17 protein-coding genes and 4 tRNA genes are annotated in these 17,396 nt (G+C 69.0%); 15 read left to right on the forward strand and 6 right to left on the reverse strand.

The annotated features are described in order from the left end of the window. Positions 1–145: 145 nt before the first annotated feature. A complete protein-coding gene (locus BST10_RS08665) occupies positions 146–937 on the forward strand; it encodes an enoyl-CoA hydratase/isomerase family protein (protein ID WP_083037444.1) in 792 nt (263 codons plus the stop codon). Here BST10_RS08665 and BST10_RS08670 read toward each other — a convergent pair. Next, positions 934–2,595, reverse strand: a complete 1,662-nt coding sequence (locus BST10_RS08670) for an acyl-CoA synthetase (protein ID WP_083037445.1) — start codon at positions 2,593–2,595, stop codon at positions 934–936. The genes BST10_RS08665 and BST10_RS08670 overlap by 4 nt on opposite strands. Positions 2,596–2,711: 116 nt before the next feature. Between BST10_RS08670 and BST10_RS08675 the strand changes: the two genes are divergently transcribed. From BST10_RS08675 to BST10_RS08685, 3 genes are all read left to right on the forward strand, one after another. Continuing rightward, positions 2,712–3,377: a DedA family protein gene (locus BST10_RS08675; RefSeq protein WP_083037446.1), complete on the forward strand. Its 666-nt coding sequence runs from the start codon at positions 2,712–2,714 to the stop codon at positions 3,375–3,377. 97 nt (positions 3,378–3,474) lie between these two features. Next, entirely contained in the window at positions 3,475–4,095 is a 621-nt protein-coding gene (locus BST10_RS08680) for an antibiotic biosynthesis monooxygenase (protein ID WP_083037447.1), read from the forward strand. A 131-nt stretch (positions 4,096–4,226) separates the two neighbouring features. After that, positions 4,227–5,000 (forward strand): RsiV family protein, encoded by a 774-nt coding sequence (locus BST10_RS08685; protein ID WP_083037448.1) that lies wholly within the window; start codon positions 4,227–4,229, stop codon positions 4,998–5,000. A gap of 124 nt (positions 5,001–5,124) precedes the next feature. On the opposite strand, the gene BST10_RS08690 is transcribed toward BST10_RS08685, so the two are convergent. Continuing rightward, positions 5,125–5,196 (reverse strand) — tRNA-Val (locus BST10_RS08690). Between the two features lie 159 nt (positions 5,197–5,355). On the opposite strand from BST10_RS08690, the gene BST10_RS08695 reads away from it, so the two are divergent. The 7 genes from BST10_RS08695 to BST10_RS08725 all read left to right on the forward strand — a co-directional run bounded on the left by BST10_RS08695 (position 5,356) and on the right by BST10_RS08725 (position 8,656). Beyond that, positions 5,356–5,428 (forward strand) — tRNA-Gly (locus BST10_RS08695). 31 nt (positions 5,429–5,459) lie between these two features. Beyond that, positions 5,460–5,530 (forward strand) — tRNA-Cys (locus BST10_RS08700). A gap of 17 nt (positions 5,531–5,547) precedes the next feature. Beyond that, positions 5,548–5,619: transfer RNA gene (locus tag BST10_RS08705), tRNA-Val, on the forward strand. Between the two features lie 642 nt (positions 5,620–6,261). Then, complete coding sequence (locus BST10_RS08710) at positions 6,262–6,504, forward strand: DUF732 domain-containing protein (protein WP_083037449.1); 243 nt, start codon at positions 6,262–6,264, stop codon at positions 6,502–6,504. A gap of 168 nt (positions 6,505–6,672) precedes the next feature. Further along, positions 6,673–7,230 (forward strand): DUF4352 domain-containing protein, encoded by a 558-nt coding sequence (locus BST10_RS08715; RefSeq protein WP_041318118.1) that lies wholly within the window; start codon positions 6,673–6,675, stop codon positions 7,228–7,230. A gap of 59 nt (positions 7,231–7,289) precedes the next feature. After that, the gene (locus tag BST10_RS08720) at positions 7,290–8,036 is read left to right on the forward strand and encodes a Clp protease N-terminal domain-containing protein (RefSeq protein ID WP_083037450.1); all 747 of its coding nucleotides are present in this window, start codon (positions 7,290–7,292) and stop codon (positions 8,034–8,036) included. An 86-nt stretch (positions 8,037–8,122) separates the two neighbouring features. After that, positions 8,123–8,656, forward strand: coding sequence for a hypothetical protein (locus BST10_RS08725; protein ID WP_013829345.1), 534 nt, complete (start codon positions 8,123–8,125; stop codon positions 8,654–8,656). A gap of 1 nt (position 8,657) precedes the next feature. On the opposite strand, the gene zapE is transcribed toward BST10_RS08725, so the two are convergent. Then, positions 8,658–9,737 (reverse strand): cell division protein ZapE, encoded by a 1,080-nt coding sequence (gene zapE, locus BST10_RS08730; protein WP_083037451.1) that lies wholly within the window; start codon positions 9,735–9,737, stop codon positions 8,658–8,660. Between zapE and BST10_RS08735 the strand changes: the two genes are divergently transcribed. The 4 genes from BST10_RS08735 to msrB are packed head-to-tail and all read left to right on the forward strand — an operon-like array spanning position 9,736 to position 13,813. Next, entirely contained in the window at positions 9,736–10,521 is a 786-nt protein-coding gene (locus BST10_RS08735; RefSeq protein WP_083037488.1) for a pyrimidine reductase family protein, read from the forward strand. The two genes, zapE and BST10_RS08735, sit on opposite strands and share 2 nt — an antisense overlap. 10 nt (positions 10,522–10,531) lie before the next feature. Beyond that, positions 10,532–12,088: an alpha/beta hydrolase gene (locus BST10_RS08740; RefSeq protein WP_109559453.1), complete on the forward strand. Its 1,557-nt coding sequence runs from the start codon at positions 10,532–10,534 to the stop codon at positions 12,086–12,088. Between the two features lie 10 nt (positions 12,089–12,098). Continuing rightward, entirely contained in the window at positions 12,099–13,409 is a 1,311-nt protein-coding gene (aftC, locus tag BST10_RS08745; protein ID WP_083037452.1) for an arabinofuranan 3-O-arabinosyltransferase, read from the forward strand. Further along, on the forward strand, positions 13,406–13,813 hold the full coding sequence (msrB, locus tag BST10_RS08750) for a peptide-methionine (R)-S-oxide reductase MsrB (RefSeq protein WP_083037453.1): 408 nt from the start codon (positions 13,406–13,408) through the stop codon (positions 13,811–13,813). The genes aftC and msrB overlap by 4 nt, the downstream gene beginning before the upstream one ends. Positions 13,814–14,235: 422 nt before the next feature. Here the strand turns inward: msrB and hemQ are convergent, their stop codons facing one another. The 3 genes from hemQ to hemE are packed head-to-tail and all read right to left on the reverse strand — an operon-like array spanning position 14,236 to position 17,374. Next, a complete protein-coding gene (gene hemQ / locus BST10_RS08755; protein WP_013829352.1) occupies positions 14,236–14,937 on the reverse strand; it encodes a hydrogen peroxide-dependent heme synthase in 702 nt (233 codons plus the stop codon). 29 nt (positions 14,938–14,966) lie between these two features. Beyond that, a complete protein-coding gene (locus BST10_RS08760; RefSeq protein WP_083037454.1) occupies positions 14,967–16,328 on the reverse strand; it encodes a protoporphyrinogen oxidase in 1,362 nt (453 codons plus the stop codon). Further along, complete coding sequence (gene hemE, locus BST10_RS08765) at positions 16,325–17,374, reverse strand: uroporphyrinogen decarboxylase (protein WP_013829354.1); 1,050 nt, start codon at positions 17,372–17,374, stop codon at positions 16,325–16,327. The genes BST10_RS08760 and hemE overlap by 4 nt, the downstream gene beginning before the upstream one ends. Positions 17,375–17,396: the final 22 nt, after the last annotated feature.

The following is a 17,396-nucleotide window of genomic DNA, read 5'->3' on the forward strand; positions in this document are numbered from 1 at the left end:
AGCGCTCCCGTCGCCAGTTCGTCGCCGGCCCGGATGGATTGCGCTACTTGACGATTCACCTGAAGCGTCAGTTCTTGAACCTGATGGCAGCGGGCTGACAGGCCATTGCTGGACCACAGCGGTCAGGCTCGGGTAGAAACGACTGATGGCTGACCGGTACCGCGACTTCCCCACCCTTCGACTCGAAACCGGCGACAACGGTGTGCTGCAGCTGGTGCTGGACGCGCCGGGGCTCAATTCGGTGGGCCCCCAGATGCACCAGGACCTGGCCGACGTGTGGCCGGTCATCGACCGCGACGACGCGGTGCGGGCGGTGCTGGTCCGCGGCGAGGGCAAGGCATTCTCCGCCGGCGGCAGCTTCGAACTGATCGAGAAGACCATCGGCGACTACCCCGGGCGGATGCAGGTGCTGCGCGAGGCCCGCGACCTGGTGCTGAACATGGTCAACTTCTCCAAGCCGGTGATCTCGGCGATCAACGGCCCCGCCGTCGGCGCCGGGCTGGTGGTGGCGCTGTTGTCGGACATCTCGGTGGCCGGGCGCACCGCCCGGCTGATCGACGGCCACACCAAGCTGGGGGTGGCCGCCGGCGATCACGCCGCGATCTGCTGGCCGCTGCTGGTCGGCATGGCCAAGGCCAAGTACTACCTGTTGACCTGCGAGACGCTGCACGGCGAGGAAGCCGAACGCATCGGGCTGGTCTCCAAGTGCGTCGACGACGACGAGGTGCTGGCCACCGCGACCGGTATCGCCGACGATCTGGCGCACGGCGCCCAGGACGCGCTGCGCTTCACCAAGCACAGCCTCAACTACTGGTACCGCCAGTTCGCGCCGGCCTTCGAGACCGCGCTGGGGCTGGAGTTCCTCGGCTTCTCCGGCCCGGATGTGCACGAGGGGCTGGCCGCCATCCAGGAGAAGCGCAAGCCCCGGTTCAATTAGGCATCGACCCCGATGGCCTGCGCCTTGGCCCAGCGGTAGTCGGCCTTGCCGGACGGCGAGCGCTGCACCCGCTCGCAGAACACCACGTCCTTGGGCAGCTTGTAGCGGGCGATGTGGCGGGCCGCCTCGGCGACGATGTCGCCGGCCTCGGCATCGGCTCCCGCCGCCAGCTGCACCACGGCGACGACCTCGTGGCCCCACCGTTGACTGGGCCGCCCCACCACCACGACGTCGTAGACGGCGGGGTGCCGGGACACGGCGGCTTCAACCTCCTCGGCGAAGATCTTCTCGCCGCCGGAGTTGATCGTCACCGAGTCACGGCCGAGCAGCTCGATGCCGCCGTCGGCATGCCAGCGTGCCCGGTCACCGGGGACCGAATGGCGGATGCCCTCGATGACCGGGAAGGTGCGCGCGCTCTTCTCCGGGTCGCCCAGGTAGCCCAGCGGCACATATCCCTGCTGCGCCAGCCAGCCGATCTCGTCGTCGCCGGGCGCCAGGATGCGGGTGAGGTCCCCGCTGACCACGACGGCGCCCGGGTTCGGGGTGAACCGACCGGTGGACGCCTGCCCGCGGCTGGTGGTCTGGCCCATCTGCGCACCGGTCTCCGAGGAGCCGCCGGCATCCAGGATCGACAATTGCGGCAGCAGTTCCAAGATCCGTTGCTTGATCGGGACGGTCAGCGGCGCGCCGCCGCTGGCCAGCACGAACAGTCCCGACAGCGCGTCTGCCAGCTCGGAGCCACCGGCCTCCAGCGCGTCGGCAAGCGGGCGCGCGAAGGCGTCCCCGACGATCGACAGCGAAATGACCCGCTCGTCGGCCGCCAACTCCCAGGTCGCCACCGGGTCGAACCGGTCGGTGGTCGCCGACATGACGAACGGCCGGCCGCCCAGCAGCGTGATGAACGCCGCCCACTGCGCGGCGCCGTGCATCAGCGGCGCCACCGTCATCGAACCAGGGCCTCCGGCGCGGGTCCGATCGACGACCTCGGCCAGGCTGGTGGGCACGGCACCGGTGCCGAACTCCCGGCCGCCCATCGCGTTGATGAAGATGTCGTGCTGGCGCCACAACACGCCCTTGGGCATGCCGGTGGTGCCGCCGGTGTAGAGCAGATACAGGTCATCCGGCTGCGGCGTCAGCTCCAACGGGTCGGCGGAGGTGGCGGCCAGCAGCTCCTCGTAGCGCACCGCGCCGGGCAGCGGCTCGTTGCCGGAGTCGTCGTCGACATGGATCAGCGTCAGCGGCGGCAGCCGGTCGCCGGCCCGCCCCACTGCGTCGGCCAGCGTCGGGGCGTACCGGGCGTGGTACATGACCGCCTCGGCGGCGGCATCGGTCAGCAGGTAGACCAGTTCGTCGGCCACATAGCGGTAGTTGACGTTGAACGGGGCGACCCGGGCGTTGTAGGCCCCGAGCATGCCCTCCAGGTATTCGTTGCCGTTGGCCAGGTACAGCGCGAGATGACTCTGCCCGGATTCGTGGGCGGTTAGTTCCGGGCGCTCGCGGCGCACCCCCAGGCCACGCTCGTGCAGTGCCCGCGCCAGCCGGCGCGCACGGTCTTCGATCTGGGCGTAGGTCAGCCGCCGATCGCCGAACACCACGCAATCGCGATCGGGGATCGCCGCCGCCACCGCCGAGAAAACCTGGGCGAGATTGAATTCCATTGCCGCTCCTCGATCGACCACCGGCCTGCGCGGTGGATTACGCTACTAGCTGACTCCTATTCGGCCGATGACGGTCTCGGGGGGCGCATCACAGCAGCGTCAGGCATGCTTGCCGCATGTCGGTGGACGCCCTGCTGCAGTCGATCCCGCCCTTGCTGGTTTACCTGCTTGTCGGCGGGGTGATCGGCCTCGAGAGCCTGGGCATCCCGTTGCCGGGTGAAGTCATGTTGGTCGGCGCCGCGTTGTTGTCTTCACGCCACGAGTTGGCGGTCGACCCCGTCGGGGTCGCGGCGGCGGCGATCACCGGCGCGGTGATCGGCGACTCGATCGGATATTCGATCGGTCGGCGCTTCGGCATGCCACTCTTCGACCGGCTGGGTCGGCGGTTTCCGAACCACTTCGGCCCCGGTCACATCGCCTACGCGGAACATCTGTTTGCCCGTTGGGGAACCAGCGCGGTGTTCTTCGGCCGGTTCGTCGCGCTGCTGCGCATCTTGGCCGGTCCGCTGGCCGGAGCGTTGAAGATGCGCTATTCGCACTTTCTCGTCGCCAATGTGACCGGCGCGATCTGCTGGGCCGGCGGCACCACCGCCCTCGTTTACTACGCCGGGATGGCCGCCGAGCACTGGTTGTCCCGGTTCTCCTGGGTCGCGCTGTCGGTAGCGGTGCTGGGCGGTGTCGTCGGCACCCTCGCGCTGCGGGGACGCATCGGCGCGCACATCGCCGAACTCGAGGCGCAGCATCGCCGCCAGTCCGGCCCCGTTCAAGAACCCGCCGAATAGGGCCCGAATAGGGGTTGTCCTCGCGCCGTCGCCGGAGCATGGTGGAAGGGACCGGCGGCGCCGCCGGGGCGTCGCCCCGATCTACTCGGAGGCCGATATGTTCGCGCGCGCAACCACCATCCACGCCCATCCGTCCTTCCTCGACGAGGGCATCACCCACGTCCGCGGCGTGGTGATGCCGACCCTGGCCGACATGGACGGCTGCGCGGGGATGTCGATGCTCGTCGACCGCGACGCCGGCCGGTGCATCGTGACCTCGTCCTGGCTCGATGAGGACACGCTGCGAGCCAGCGAGGCCGGTGCCCAGCAGCTCTGCGACCGCGCCACCGAGATCTTCCACGCCACCGCCGAGATCACCCGCTGGGAGATCGCCGCGGTACGCCGCGATCACCGGTCACGGCGCCACGCCGGCGTGCGGGTCACGTGGCTGCGGACCGACCCGGCCAGCTGCGAGCGGTTGATCGACACCTACAAGCTGGCGCTGATCCCGCAAATGGCCGACCTGCACGGGTTCTGCAGCACCACCCTGCTGGTGGACCGCTCGTCGGGGCGCGCGGTGTCGTCGATCAGCTTCGAGGACCGTGCGGCGATGGTGGCCAGCCGTGCCGGCGAGCAGGCGATCTGGGCCCGGGCCATCAACGATGTCGGCGCCGATGTGCTGGAGGTTGCCGAGTTCGATCTGGCGATCGCGCATCTGAACGCACCCGAGATGGTTTAGCCGTCGTAGGCGACGATGCCACCTTGTCGTCCATGGTGTAGCAACGGCTTACGCGAGGCGAAGCGGCAGGGGTGACCGCGCGTTAACCTTTGGTCGCGGCGTGTTGCCGCGTTTGCTAGGAGGTATCACCCATGCGCCTTGTCAGCGTGGCCGTGGCCGTCACGGTTGCCGCCATGTTCGGTTGCGTGCCCGTGGCTGTGGCGGCCCCGAAGGATTACTGCGCCGAACTCCAAGGCGGTAACACCGGCCGCACGTGTGAGATCCACATCTCCGACCCCGGGTACAGCGTCGACATCAGCATCCCGCTGAACTACCCCGACCAGAAGCCGGTCGCCGAGTACGTCGCCCAGACGCGCGATGCGTTCCTCAACTCGGCCAAGTCCGGTGCGCCTCGCAGCGCACCCTACGAGTTGAGCATCAAGCCGACGGAATACACCTCGTCGATCCCCCCGCGAGGCACGCAAGCGGTGGTGTTCACGGTGAACCAAAACGTCGGCGGGGCGCAGCCACAGACGACGTACAAGGCGTTCAACTGGGACCAGACCTACCGCAAGCCGATCACTTACGCGGCCGCGGCGGACGACAAAGAACATGCGCCGTTGTGGCAGGTGGACGATCCGCTGAAGACCGTCGCCCCGATCGTCCAAGCTGAACTGCAGCAGCAGCTGGCGCCGCCGCCCGCACCACCAGAACAGTCGGCCACGACCAGGACCACGACCAGCACGGCGCCACCACCGTTACCGTTCGCGCAAACCGCGCTGTACGACCCCACCAACTATCAGAATTTCGCGGTGGTCAACGACGGGGTGATCTTCTTCTTCGACCAGGGCGTGTTGCTGCCCGCCTCGGCCGGGGCGTTACACGTGCTGGTGCCCCGGTCTGCGATCGACCCGATGATCGCGTAACAACTCTCCGATGAACATCCCGCTGCGCAGCTGACTCTGTTTCGGCACACCGGGTCCACGGCGCCGCCTGTCCCCGCTAAGGGCGGCAGGATGTCGCCACGCCGCTCTTGCGGGCGGCTTCTTGTGGTCCCGGCTGGGATCGAACCAGCGACCTTCCGCGTGTGAGGCGGACGCTCTCCCCCTGAGCTACGAGACCGAATGAACGAGGTCGAAGACTAGCACGCCGGGCGCCCACCGCCTCAACGCGCAGCCTGATCGTCGCCCGACTCGCCGTTCTGACAGGGCAAGTTGTGTTGTCTCACATCAGTGGACTAATGTTCTGCTTCGCGACGGGCGACGATCTCGCTCGTGGCACGCGGATGTAGCGCAGTTGGTAGCGCATCACCTTGCCAAGGTGAGGGTCGCGGGTTCGAATCCCGTCATCCGCTCGAGGGTGTCAAGTGGCATCAACCCCCTTGCGGTGGAGTGGCCGAGTGGTGAGGCAACGGCCTGCAAAGCCGTGCACACGGGTTCGATTCCCGTCTCCACCTCCGTTCCTTGGCTCTAAGCGCGGTTAGCTCAGCGGGAGAGCGCTTCCCTGACACGGAAGAGGTCGCTGGTTCAATCCCAGTACCGCGCACCGAGATTGACCCAGGTCACCCCGCATAACACGCGGCGAGGGCCCGGGGCGCGGGACCTGAATAGGACCTGACCCGGTGGCAACCCGATAGGGCCACCATGAGCGACCACCCGGTCGATTCGACCTACCACCATTGCTGCGATGCCATCGGCCGGCACTCCCGCTGCTGCCTCACCGTCACCAATGCGACTCGTGCCAGAAACTGCCAGCTGGAAAAGAGGCGGGGCCCGATCCGATCAATAGATCGGAGTCACCATGACCACCACCCACCCCGCCGAAGGCAATGTTTCGAGGAAGCCGGCCGCATCATCGTCACTGGCGTCGGAAGTGGGATCGCTCAGGACCCGGCAGACGCGGCCCTGGTCGCCATCGCCAGGCTCCGTCTCGTCGTCGAGGTCTCGCCCGAGACGTTGTCAGTCCCCGGTGTAACGCTGTGGGGCATGACGAACACAAACGCCACGGCTGACTGCAATGCCCCTTGGTCGCCCATGTACCGATGCGTGCGCGGGAACGGCTACGACGGCCGGTGTGCGTACCTGTGCGGCGAGGCGGAGCGACCCGAGGCCGGAGCGGTGGCGCGATGACCGCCACACGCGGCACCATTGGCCCACCTGAGGCCACCGTCATCGGCGCGGTGCAGCCATGAAGCGCCTCAGCTTCGCCGCGCTCGCCGCCCTGGCGGTCATCGCCACTCCCATCGCCCACGCGGACCCGGCGGGTAACGCCATATGTCGCCTACTCGCGGCTGGGAACACGCCCGACACCTTGGAGTCTTCGGTGACGGTGCGCCAGGTGCTCGGCCCGGATGCGACGGCGGCTGATGCCCGCGTGTACATCCGCAGCGTGGTTGCGGGGCAGTGCCCGCAGTACTTGTGGCGCTACTGACTTAAGCCGATGGCGCCGCAATGACCCGCTGACTGCGCTACCGGCGGGCTCCGCCGGCGTGACCACCGTTGCGGAGATCCGACCCGAATCGTGGGCCGGTCCGCACCGACGAGCAGCTAGGCAGCAGAATCGATGGCAACGCACACGCCGGTGGAAAGGTAGCGAGAGATGAGCCCCACGAATCGACCCGTCGTCGCCCTGTCGGCAGCCGCCCTATTGTCTGCCGGTGTGCTGGCGGCATGTTCGGGTCCCGCCGAATCGGAGCGCGGGCCGATGTCGTCGGGCACCACCGCACCCGGGACGGCGGCATCGAAGCCGGGGCATACCGGTGACACCCTGACGCTGACCCGCGCCGACGGCAGCACCATCACGGTCACCCTGGAACGCGTCATCAACCCTGCAACCGTCACCCCGGGCAAGGGTGACCCGGCGGTCACCTACATCGCGACCGAACTCAAGATCGCCAACCAGGGCACGGCGACGATGAACGGCAACGCCAACACCAACGTCTGGGTGCTCGGTTCCGACGATCACAGCTACGAACCGGATCTGAACAACGTCAGCGAATGCACGAACTTCGACTCCGGCATGTTCCATGTCTCCCCCGGCGACGCGGCGACCGGTTGCGTGGTGTTCGCGCTGCCGCATGGCGTCAGCCCGGCGAAGGTGAAGTACGCACCGTCCTCGGGGTTCGCCGACGACTTCGGGGAATGGCTGGTCTCCTGAGCCACCCCCGCGTCAACCAATGGTTGACGTCTCGTCGTCGTCAACCTACAGTTGACGGCATGGTCGATCCGACTCGCCTCGCTCCGTCAGTTCGCCTCGACGACCTCATCAACGCCATCGCCAGGGTGCACGAAAACCCCCTGGAGCGGCTGACCGACGCGGTGCTGACAGCCGAGCATCTCGGTGAGGTCGCCGACCACCTGATCGGGCATTTCGTCGACCAGGCACGCCGCTCCGGCGCCTCGTGGACGGAGATCGGCAACTGCATGGGGGTCACCAAGCAGGCGGCGCAGAAGCGGTTCGTCCCGCGCGCTGAGGCGGCCGCCCTCGATGCCGAGCAGGGCTTCGCCCGCTTCACACCGCGGGCACGCAACGCGGTGGTGGCCGCCCAGAATGCCGCTCACGGCGCCCGCAACGCCGAGATCACCCCCGATCATCTGATCCTGGGCGTTCTGAACGATCCCGACGCGCTGGCCACCGCCTTGCTCACCGCACAGCACATCGACCCGGCGGCCGTCGCGGCCATCGTCACCCTCCCCGCCGGCGACGCCGAGCCCCCCGCGTTGATCCCGTTCAGCGGCACGTCACGCAAGGCCTTGGAGCTCACCTTCCGCACCGCACTTCGACTCGGGCACAACTACATCGGCACCGAGCACCTGCTGCTGGCCCTGTTCGAAGTCGAAGACGGCACCGGACCGCTGCATCGTGCCGGGGTGAATCCGGAAAGGTTCGAGACCGACCTGGCGGAGGCCCTGGCCTCGATCACCGCAAACACCGCCGCCGGCGACGACGCCGCCCCGAACTGACCAATGCCTAGATCCGGCTGGCCAAGCTGCTGCACCCGCCACCGCGATATGCCATCATGCCCACAAGCAAACCGAAGAAGGACATGATGCATCGCTGGATACTGGCCGTCGTCACCTCGCTAGTCACCACGTTGGCCCTGCTGGTGCCCGCGGCCGGGAACGCCACGCCCACCACCACCCCGGAAGCGCCGATCGGCCGACTCGGCGACACGCTGCGTATCCACTACCAGGATGAGGCCTTCGGCAAGATCATCGCGGATGTGACCCTGCACGACGTGGTGCCCAGCGAGATCCCGCCCGGCTGGGGCCAGAACGGGTCGCCGCGGTGGCGCGCCCAGGGCGGTCCGTGGCGGGCGAACCTCACGATCCACCCCATCTCGGTGCCCAACAGCTACATCATGGCGGCCTCGGTCACCTTCAGCGGTGTCACCCCGGGCGGCGACGCCTACGTGTCCAAGCACACCGATGACCCCACCGCGCTGGATGCGGTGCTGACCAACGCGCCGGAGGGCTCCACGGTCACCGGCGGGGTTTACTGGGATGTCTACCGCGGCTTGGTCACCCATGTGGTGATGCTCTCCCGCAACACCGGCCTGCGGCTGGCGCAGTGGAATCTGTGAGTCAGCCGGCGCTCAACGCCAGCAGCCGAGATGTGGCCCGCAAGTACTTCTTTCGGTAACCCCCGGCCAGCATCTCGGCGCTGAAGATGCCGTCCAGCTTCGCCCCGGCGGCCACCACCGGGATACCGGCGTCATAGAGCCGGTCGGTCAGCGCCACCAGTCGCAGCGCCACGTTCTGATCCTCGATGGGATGCGCACCGGTGAGGAAGACGCCCGTGACACCTTCGATCAGCGTCAGATACCGCGACGGGTGCATGGTGGCCAGGTGCGCGCACAGCGCGTCGAAGTCGTCGAGGGTCGAACCCGGTAGGGCGGCGGCGCGCTGCGCGACCTGCTGCGCCGACGGCGGTTCAGGCGCCGGCGGCAGGTCCCGATGCCGGTAGTCCGGACCGTCGACCCGCACCGAGGTGAAAATACTTGCCAACGCGCTGATTTCACGCAGAAAATCCTGAACGGCGAAGCGTCCCTCGCCGAGTTGCTCGGGCAGCGTGTTCGACGTGGCGGCAACCGACACCCCGCGCGCCACCAGTTCCGACAGCAGCCGCGACACCAAGGTGGTGTTGCCCGGGTCGTCGAGTTCGAACTCGTCGATGCAGACCACCGTGTAGCCGCCGAGCAACTCGATGCATTCGGTGAACCCGAACACACCGGCAAGTTGGGTGAGTTCCATGAACGTCGCGAATGCCGTCCGATGCGGCTGTGCCCCGTGGGCGCTCTCGGCTACCTGGCGATAGACCGACGCCAGCAGGTGGGTTTTGCCGACCCCGAACCCGCCGTCGAGGTACAACCCGACACCCGGCAGCACCTCGCGCTTGCCGAGCAGCCTGCGCCGCCCGGCCCGTCGCTCCAGCGCCTGCGTGCAGAACGCGCTGCAGGCCGCCACGGCCGCCGCCTGGGTCGGTTCGGCCGGGTCCGGCCGGTAGCTGGCGAAGCTGGCCTCGGCGAACGTCGGCGGCGGCGTGAGCTGCGCGATCAACCGCTCCGGTGAGACGGCCGGATGCCGGTCTACCAGGCGATCGGTCGATTCGACGTCGGGATTGGGCACGCAGGAACTGTAGCCACATGGTGCAATCGTGGCCATGTCCGACCTCAGCGCAGAACCCGGTTTCACCCGGCTGGACTCGACAGAACCCGTCGACGACGCCGAACTGGCCCGGCTGTACGCCTACCCCGAGTCAGACGACGGCCCGCGCAGCTGGCTGCGGGCCAACTTCATCGGCAGCATCGACGGTGGCGCAACGATGGCCGGCAAGTCCGGCGGGTTGGGCAGCCCGGGCGATCGGGCCCTGTTCATGCTGCTGCGAGCGCTCGCCGACGTCGTGCTGGTCGGCGCGGGCACCGTCCGGGTCGAGAACTACGGCGGCGCCCGCCTGGGCGTCACCGAGCGCCTGCGCCGCCGCGACCGCGGCCAGTCCGAGGTGCCCGGGCTGGCGATCGTGAGCCGGTCGGGGCAACTGGATCGGGACGCTCGCGTCTTCACCGACACCGAACTGCCCCCGCTGGTGCTGACCAGCGCGTCGGCGGCCGAGGCCACCCGGCGGCGACTCGACGGCCGCGCGGAGGTGCTGAACTGCTCAGCCGGCGACCGCGACCGGGTCGACGAGGCCGCGGTGCTGGCCGCGCTGGCCGCCCGCGGGCACTATCGGGTGCTCACCGAGGGCGGCCCGACCCTGCTGGGTTCGTTCGTGGAACGCGATCTGCTCGACGACCTGTGCCTGACCGTCGCGCCGTACCTGGTCGGAGGACTGGCCCGCCGCATCGCCACCGGCCCCGGCGAGGTGGCGACCCCGATGCGTTGTGCACATCTGCTGGTCGACGAATCCGGCTACCTCTACGGCCGCTACGTCAAAAGCGCGCGCCTATAAGCTGGCCGGCATGCGTCGGCACTCCAGGATCGCGATCGCACTCGCGACGGCCACCCTGCTAACCGGTTGCGCACCCGGACTGGCCGCCAACCCGCGCTTCGCCACCGACTCCGGCGCCGGCCCGCAGGGGCAACCCGAGTCCACCTCCGACAAGGCCGGGCCACCGCCCGTCGAGGTGCCCAAGAACGATCTGCCCTGGCATGACTGCACCGCCAGGGTGTTCGGTGACGCTGCGGTGCCCGCCACTCCCGGCGTGCGGTTGGATTGCGCCAGCTACGACGCCGACGTCGACCCGCTCGGCGGCGGCTCCTCGGCGATCAGCATCGGCGTGGTGCGCGCCCGGTCGGTGCAGACCCCGGCCGATGCCGGACCGGTCGTCTTCACCACCGGCTGGGACCTGCCGTCGTCACTGCAGCTACCGGTCTGGCTGGCCCGTGGCGGCGCCGACGTGCTCAACGGCCATCCGATCGTCGCGGTGGACCGGCGCGGCACCGGGATGTCGAGCCCGGTGGACTGCCGCGAGCGCGGCCAGCGCGACGAGATGTGGAACCTGGCTCAGTTCACCCCCGGCGACGATCCGGTGGCCAATCTGGGCACCGTGGCGATGGCGGCGACCACCGACTGCACCGACTCCATCTCGCCGGGTGAATCCTCCTACGACAACACCCATGCCGCCACCGACCTGGAGCGGCTGCGCAGCATCTGGGACGTGCCGGCGCTGGCACTGCTGGGCATCGGCAACGGCGCCCAGGTCGCCCTGGCCTACGCCGGCTCGCATCCGGGCAAGGTGGCCCGGCTGGCACTCGACTCCCCCATCCCGCTCGGTGTGGCCGCCGAGGCTGCCGCCGAGCAGCGGGTCAAGGGCCAGCAGGCGGCCTTCGACGCGTTCGCCGCGCAGTGCGTCGCGGTGAACTGTGCGCTGGCGCCGGACCCGAAAGGCGCTGTGGACGCGGTGCTGGACTCCGCCCGGTCCGGGCACGGCCCCGGCGGCGCCTCGGTGGCCGCGGTGACCCATGCCATCGTCACCGCGCTGGGCTACCCCACCGGTGATCGCGTCAACACCACCAATGAACTGGCCCGGGCGCTGGCCGCGGCGCGCGACGGCGACGTCAACCTGCTGAACAACCTGATCAACCGGGCGCAGGGCACCGTCGGCAGCGACGGCCACTTCATCAATTCCTGCGCCGACGCACTCAACCGGCCCACCCCGGACCGCGTCCGCGAACTGGTCGTCGCCTGGGGCAAGGAGTACCCGCAGTTCGGCGCCGTCGGCGCCCTCGACATGGCGCAGTGCCTGAGCTGGCCCACCAGCACCACCCCCGAGCAGCCCAAGGAACTCAAGATCGATGTGCTGCTGCTGGGCGTGCAGAACGACCCGATCGTCGGCGAGGACGGCGTGGCGGCCACCGCCGCGGCCGTCATCAACGCCGGCGCGGCCAGCAAGCGGGTGATGTGGCAGGGCATCGGGCACGGGGCGACGGTGTACTCGGCGTGCACGGTGCCGCCGTTGATCGGCTACCTCGACACCGGCCAGCTGCCCGAGACCGACGTCTACTGCCCGGCCTGAACCCGCTTCGGTGTACGGTGCGCTGGTGACGGCAGCCGACTCCCTTACGAACCGGGCGCGCACCGCCCTGCTGACAGCGTTTCGGCCACCCACCACGGTGCCGAGCACCGCGACCGTACTGCGGTCAGTGCTGTGGCCGGTGGCCATCATGTCGCTCATTCACCGCGCGATAGTGCTGCCGCTCAACGGCAACATCACCGACGACTTCAAGCCGGTGTACCGGGCGGTGCTGAACTTCCGGCACGGCCTGGACATCTACAACGAGCACTTCGACTACGTCGACCCGCACTATCTCTACTCACCCGGCGGCACGCTGCTGATGTCGCCATTCGGCTATCTGCCGGAGACCTTGTCGCGCTACACCTTCATCACCACCAACACCGTCGCGATCCTGATCGCCGCCTACCTGCTGCTGCGGATGTTCGGCTTCGGGCTGAGCTCGGTGGCGGCCCCGGCCCTGCTGGCGGCGATGTTTCTCACCGAAAGTATTTCCAGCACACTGGTGTTCACCAACATCAATGGCGTGATCCTGCTGGCCGAGGTGCTGTTCTTGCGTTGGCTGCTCGACGGCAGGCCCAGCCGGCAGTGGTGGGCCGGTGTCGCGATCGGGCTGACCCTGGTGGTCAAGCCGGTGCTGGCGCCGCTGCTGCTGCTGCCGCTGCTGAGCCGGCAGTGGCGGCCGTTCGTGGGTGCCGTCGCAGTGCCGGTGGCGTTCAACGCGGTCGCGTTTCCGCTGTCCAGCGATCCCACCAGCTACTTCACCCACACGGTGCCCTACATCATGGGCACCCGCGACTACTTCAACTCCTCGATCCTGGGCAATGGCGTGTTCTTTGGCCTGCCACCGGGGCTGATCCTGTTCCTGCGCGTGTTGTTCACCGTGATCGCGGCGGTCAGCCTGTGGCTGCTGTATCGCTACTACCGCACCCGCGACCCGCGGTTCTGGATGCTGACCTCCTCCGGTGTGCTGCTTACCGCCTCCTTCCTGGTGCTGTCATTGGGCCAGGGCTACTACTCGATCGTGCTGTTCCCGTTCCTGATGACGGTGGTGCTGCCGAACTCGGTGCTGCGCAACTGGCCGGCGTGGCTGGGGGTCTACGGGTTCATGACGTTGGACAAGTGGCTGATCTTCCGGTGGATGAATGTCGGGCGCCCGCTGGACTACCTCAAGATCACCTACGGCTGGTCACTGTTGCTGATCGTGGTGTGCGCGGTGCTGTGCTACCGCTACCTCGACGCCCGTGAACAAGACCGCCTGGACGACGGGATCGATCCGGCATGGCTGGCGAACGGGCACCAGCGGGCTAGCGTGGAGGCATGAGTTCTCCCAAGGTGTCCCTCACCGACGACGAGTGGCGGGCGAAGCTTACCCCCGAAGAGTTCGCGGTGCTGCGTCGCGCCGGTACCGAACCGCCGAACACCGGCGAATACACCGACACCACCACCGAAGGTGTCTACGAGTGCCGGGCGTGCGGTGCCGAATTGTTCCGCAGCACAGCGAAATTCCATTCGCACTGCGGCTGGCCGTCGTTCTTCGACCCGGCCGATTCCGAGGCGGTGATCCTGCGCTCGGATGACTCGCTGGGGATGCGGCGCACCGAGGTGTTGTGCGCGTCCTGCCACAGCCACCTGGGGCATGTGTTCGAAGGCGAGGGCTACCCCACGCCCACCGACCAGCGCTACTGCATCAATTCCATCTGCCTGCGGCTGGTGCCGTCGTCCTGAAGCGCCGAGATCGACGTTTTGCAGACAAAGTGCGAGTAGCGACCTGCAAAACGTCGATCTGGATGAGAGCTAGTCCACCCGCGTGACGTGGACTTCCCAGAACGGCGCGTGCGCCAGCTGGCCGTCCATCAACGGTTCGATGACCGCCAGTCGCTGCGCGATCTCCCGGATCCGGGGCGGCGCAGCCGGACCCTGCTCGGCCTGAGCGGCGAGCCTCGCCGCGAATGACGTTGACCAGATAGCTGGTGGGCCGCAGGTTGCTCATCTGCCAGCCGCCGGCCGGCAGCCCGGATCGCAGCTCGTCGACCGACGTCGCCGGCGGCATGAAGAACCCGTTGATGCTGTAGTCGGCGGCCGCGATCACGCAGCCCGGGCGTTGGCGCGGGCCGTTCGATCGCGGGCTGACGGGCCGGATGCGCCGGTCACGGCAGGGCGGCCACCAACTGCTCGACGTCGACCCGGGGACCGGTGAAGAAGGGGGTCTCCTCGCGGGCGTGCAGCCGAGCCTCGGTGTTGCGCAGATCGCGCATCAGGTCGACGATCAGGTCGAGTTCGGGCGCCTCGAACGCCAGGATCCACTCGTAGTCGCCGAGCGCGAATGCCGGCACGGTGTTGGCGCGAACGTCCTTGTAGGGCCGGGCCGCCATGCCGTGCTCCGCCAGCATCCGGCGGCGGTCCTCCTCGGGCAGCACATACCACTCGTGCGAACGCACGAACGGGTAGACGCAGATGTAAGCGCCGGCCGGCTCACCGGCGATGAACGCCGGGACGTGACTCTTGTTGAACTCGGCGGGCCGGTGCAGCCCCACGTTGCTCCACACCGGCGTGCAGGCCCGGCCCAGCGCGGTGCGCCGGAAGCCGGCGTAGGTGGCCTGCAGGTCCTCCACCCGCTCGGCGTGCGACCAGATCATGAAGTCCGCATCAGCGCGCAGGCCGGCCACGTCGTAGACGCCGCGGATCACCACGCCGCGCTCCTCCTGCTGTTTCAGGAAGGTGGCGGCCTGGTCGGCGACCTCGTCACGGCTGGCGGATCCCTCGTCGAGGGCCCCGGAACGAACCGAGAACACCGAGAACATCACGTAGCGGATGGTGGAATTCAGCTTGTCGTAATCGAGGTGCGCCATGCCCCACATGCTGCCACGACACGCCGCCGCTAGGGGGCCGGGGTGGCACTGATCACTGCCGCCACCGCGCGATCGGCCGCCGCGATGCAGGCCGGCACACCGATCCCGTCGAGGTAGTTGCCCGCGACCGCCACCGTCGGCGGCAGTCCGGCGCGCAGTTCGCCGACCAGGGCCGCGTGCCCGGGACGGTACTGCGGCATCGCCGCAGGCCAGCGCTGCACGCGGACCTCCACCGGGTCCACCATGACCCCGAACAGGGTCTCCAGATCCTGCACGGCCCACCCCACCAACTCAGCCTCGGAGGCATGGGTGCGGGCGTCGCCGAACCGGCCGAACGACAGCCGCAGCAGTTCGACCTTGCCGCCATAGCCCCAGCTCCCCCACTTGCGTGAGGTCAGTGTGAGCGCCTTGGCGTGCAGCCGCTCCCCGGTCGCGACCAGCACTCCGGAGTTGTCCGGGAACGCCGCGCCGGCGGGCACCGCCAGCGCCACCACCACCGACGACGCGCTGACGATGCCGCTGGCCGCCGCCGCGGTGCGGGGCGCGAATCCGGTTGCCAGCCGGGCCAGCGTGTTGGCCGGCACGGCCATCACCACCCGGTCGGCATGGTGGAAGCCGCCGGCGGCATCCCGCAACAGCCAGCCGTCGGCCACCGGGTCGATCTGCGTTACCGCCGCCTGCACCCAACGCAGCCCGCTGCGGCGCACCAGCGCGTCGATCAGCACCTGATAGCCACCGGCGATGGCGCCGAACACCGGCGTGCCGGTAGCTCTCGGCAGCGCCCGTGCCACCGCCGCGGTGAGGCTGGGCGCGCCGGCGTCCAGCGCGGCGGCCAGACCGGGCACCGCCGAGCGCAGCCCGACCGTCGCCGCCGACCCGGCATACACCCCGCCGATCAGCGGATCTACCGAGGCGGCCACCACCTGCTCGCCGAACCGGTCGCCGACCAGGGTCCCCAGTGCCGGGTCGCTGCCCGGCTCGAAGGTCAGCAGGCGGTTGGGTTCGCCGGCGATGCGGGCGATGGTCTCCTCGTCCACCAGACCGGCCATCGCCCCCGGCGACGACGGGATCCCGCTGAGCGTGCCCGGCGGCAGCGGATGCAGCCGCCGACGGTTGTACAGCAGCGGGCGGACCCCGGTGGTGGTGCGCTCCCGATCGGCCAGCCCCAGCTCGGACAGCAGGGCGGGCACCTCGGGGCGGCGAGCCACGAACGCTTCGGCCCCCACGTCCACGCCGATACCGCCCAGGGTCTCGGTGCGCAGCACCCCGCCGAGCCGGTCGGCCGGGTCGAAGACGGTGATGGTCGGTGCGGCACCGAGTGTGGCGCGCAGCCGGTACGCGGCGGCCAGACCGGAAATCCCGCCTCCGACGACGCAGTACGTCGAGGTCACAACGAGTGGACCAGCGCCACCAGGTCGGTGAGCACGCCGGGGTCAGATTCCGGCAGCACGCCGTGCCCGAGGTTGAACACATGCCCGGACGCGCCGGCGGCCACCGCGGCGCGACCGTCCGCGACGACGGCGCGGGCCGCCCGCTCCGCCACCGGCCAGCCCGCCAGCACCACCGCCGGGTCCAGATTGCCCTGCAGGGCGACGCCGGTACCGACCCGGGCGGCAGCATCCGTCAGCCGGGTCCGCCAGTCGACTCCGACCACGGTGGCACCGGCTTCGGCCATGGCGCCCAACAGCTCGGCGGTCTGCACCCCGAAGTGCGTCATCGGCACGCCGGCGTCGGCCAGCGCGGCGAACACCCGGGCGCTGTGCGGCAACACGTATTTGCGGTAGTCGGCCAGGCTCAACGTGCCCGCCCAGGAGTCGAACAGCTGGATGGCGTCCACACCGTGGTCGAGCTGCACCGTGAGGAACGCGATGGTCAGGTCGGTGAGCCTGGTCATCAGCTGATGCCAGGTGTCCGGTTCGGCCAGCATCATCGTCTTGGTCCGGGCGTGAGTCCGGCTGGGCCCGCCCTCGACCAGGTAGGACGCCAGCGTGAACGGCGCTCCGGCGAAACCGATCAATGGCACGTCGCCCAGCGCGTCCACCAGCAGCGACACCGCCTCGGCGACGGCCGTCACGCGCTGCGGTTCCAGCGGCCGCAGGGCAGCGACATCGGCCGCGCTGCGCAGCGGCTCGGCGATCACCGGCCCGACGTCGGGCACGATGTCCAGATCCACCCCGGCCCCGCGCAGCGGCACCACGATGTCGGAGAACAGGATCGCCGCGTCCACCCCGTGGCGGCGCACCGGCTGCAGCGTGATCTCGCAGACCAGTTCAGGGTCGAAGCAGGCTTCCAGCATGCGGTGCTGGGCGCGCAACACTCGGTATTCCGGCAGCGACCGGCCGGCCTGCCGCATGAACCAGACCGGCACCCGGGCGGGTTGCCGACCGGCAGCGGCGGCCAGGTAGGGCGAATCGGGCAGTTCTCGACGGGCACTCATCGGCCTCAATGCTGCCACGACC

The sequence above is a fragment of the Mycolicibacter algericus DSM 45454 genome, assembly GCF_002086455.1.
In the GTDB taxonomy this organism is placed as follows: Bacteria; Actinomycetota; Actinomycetes; order Mycobacteriales; family Mycobacteriaceae; genus Mycobacterium; species Mycobacterium algericum.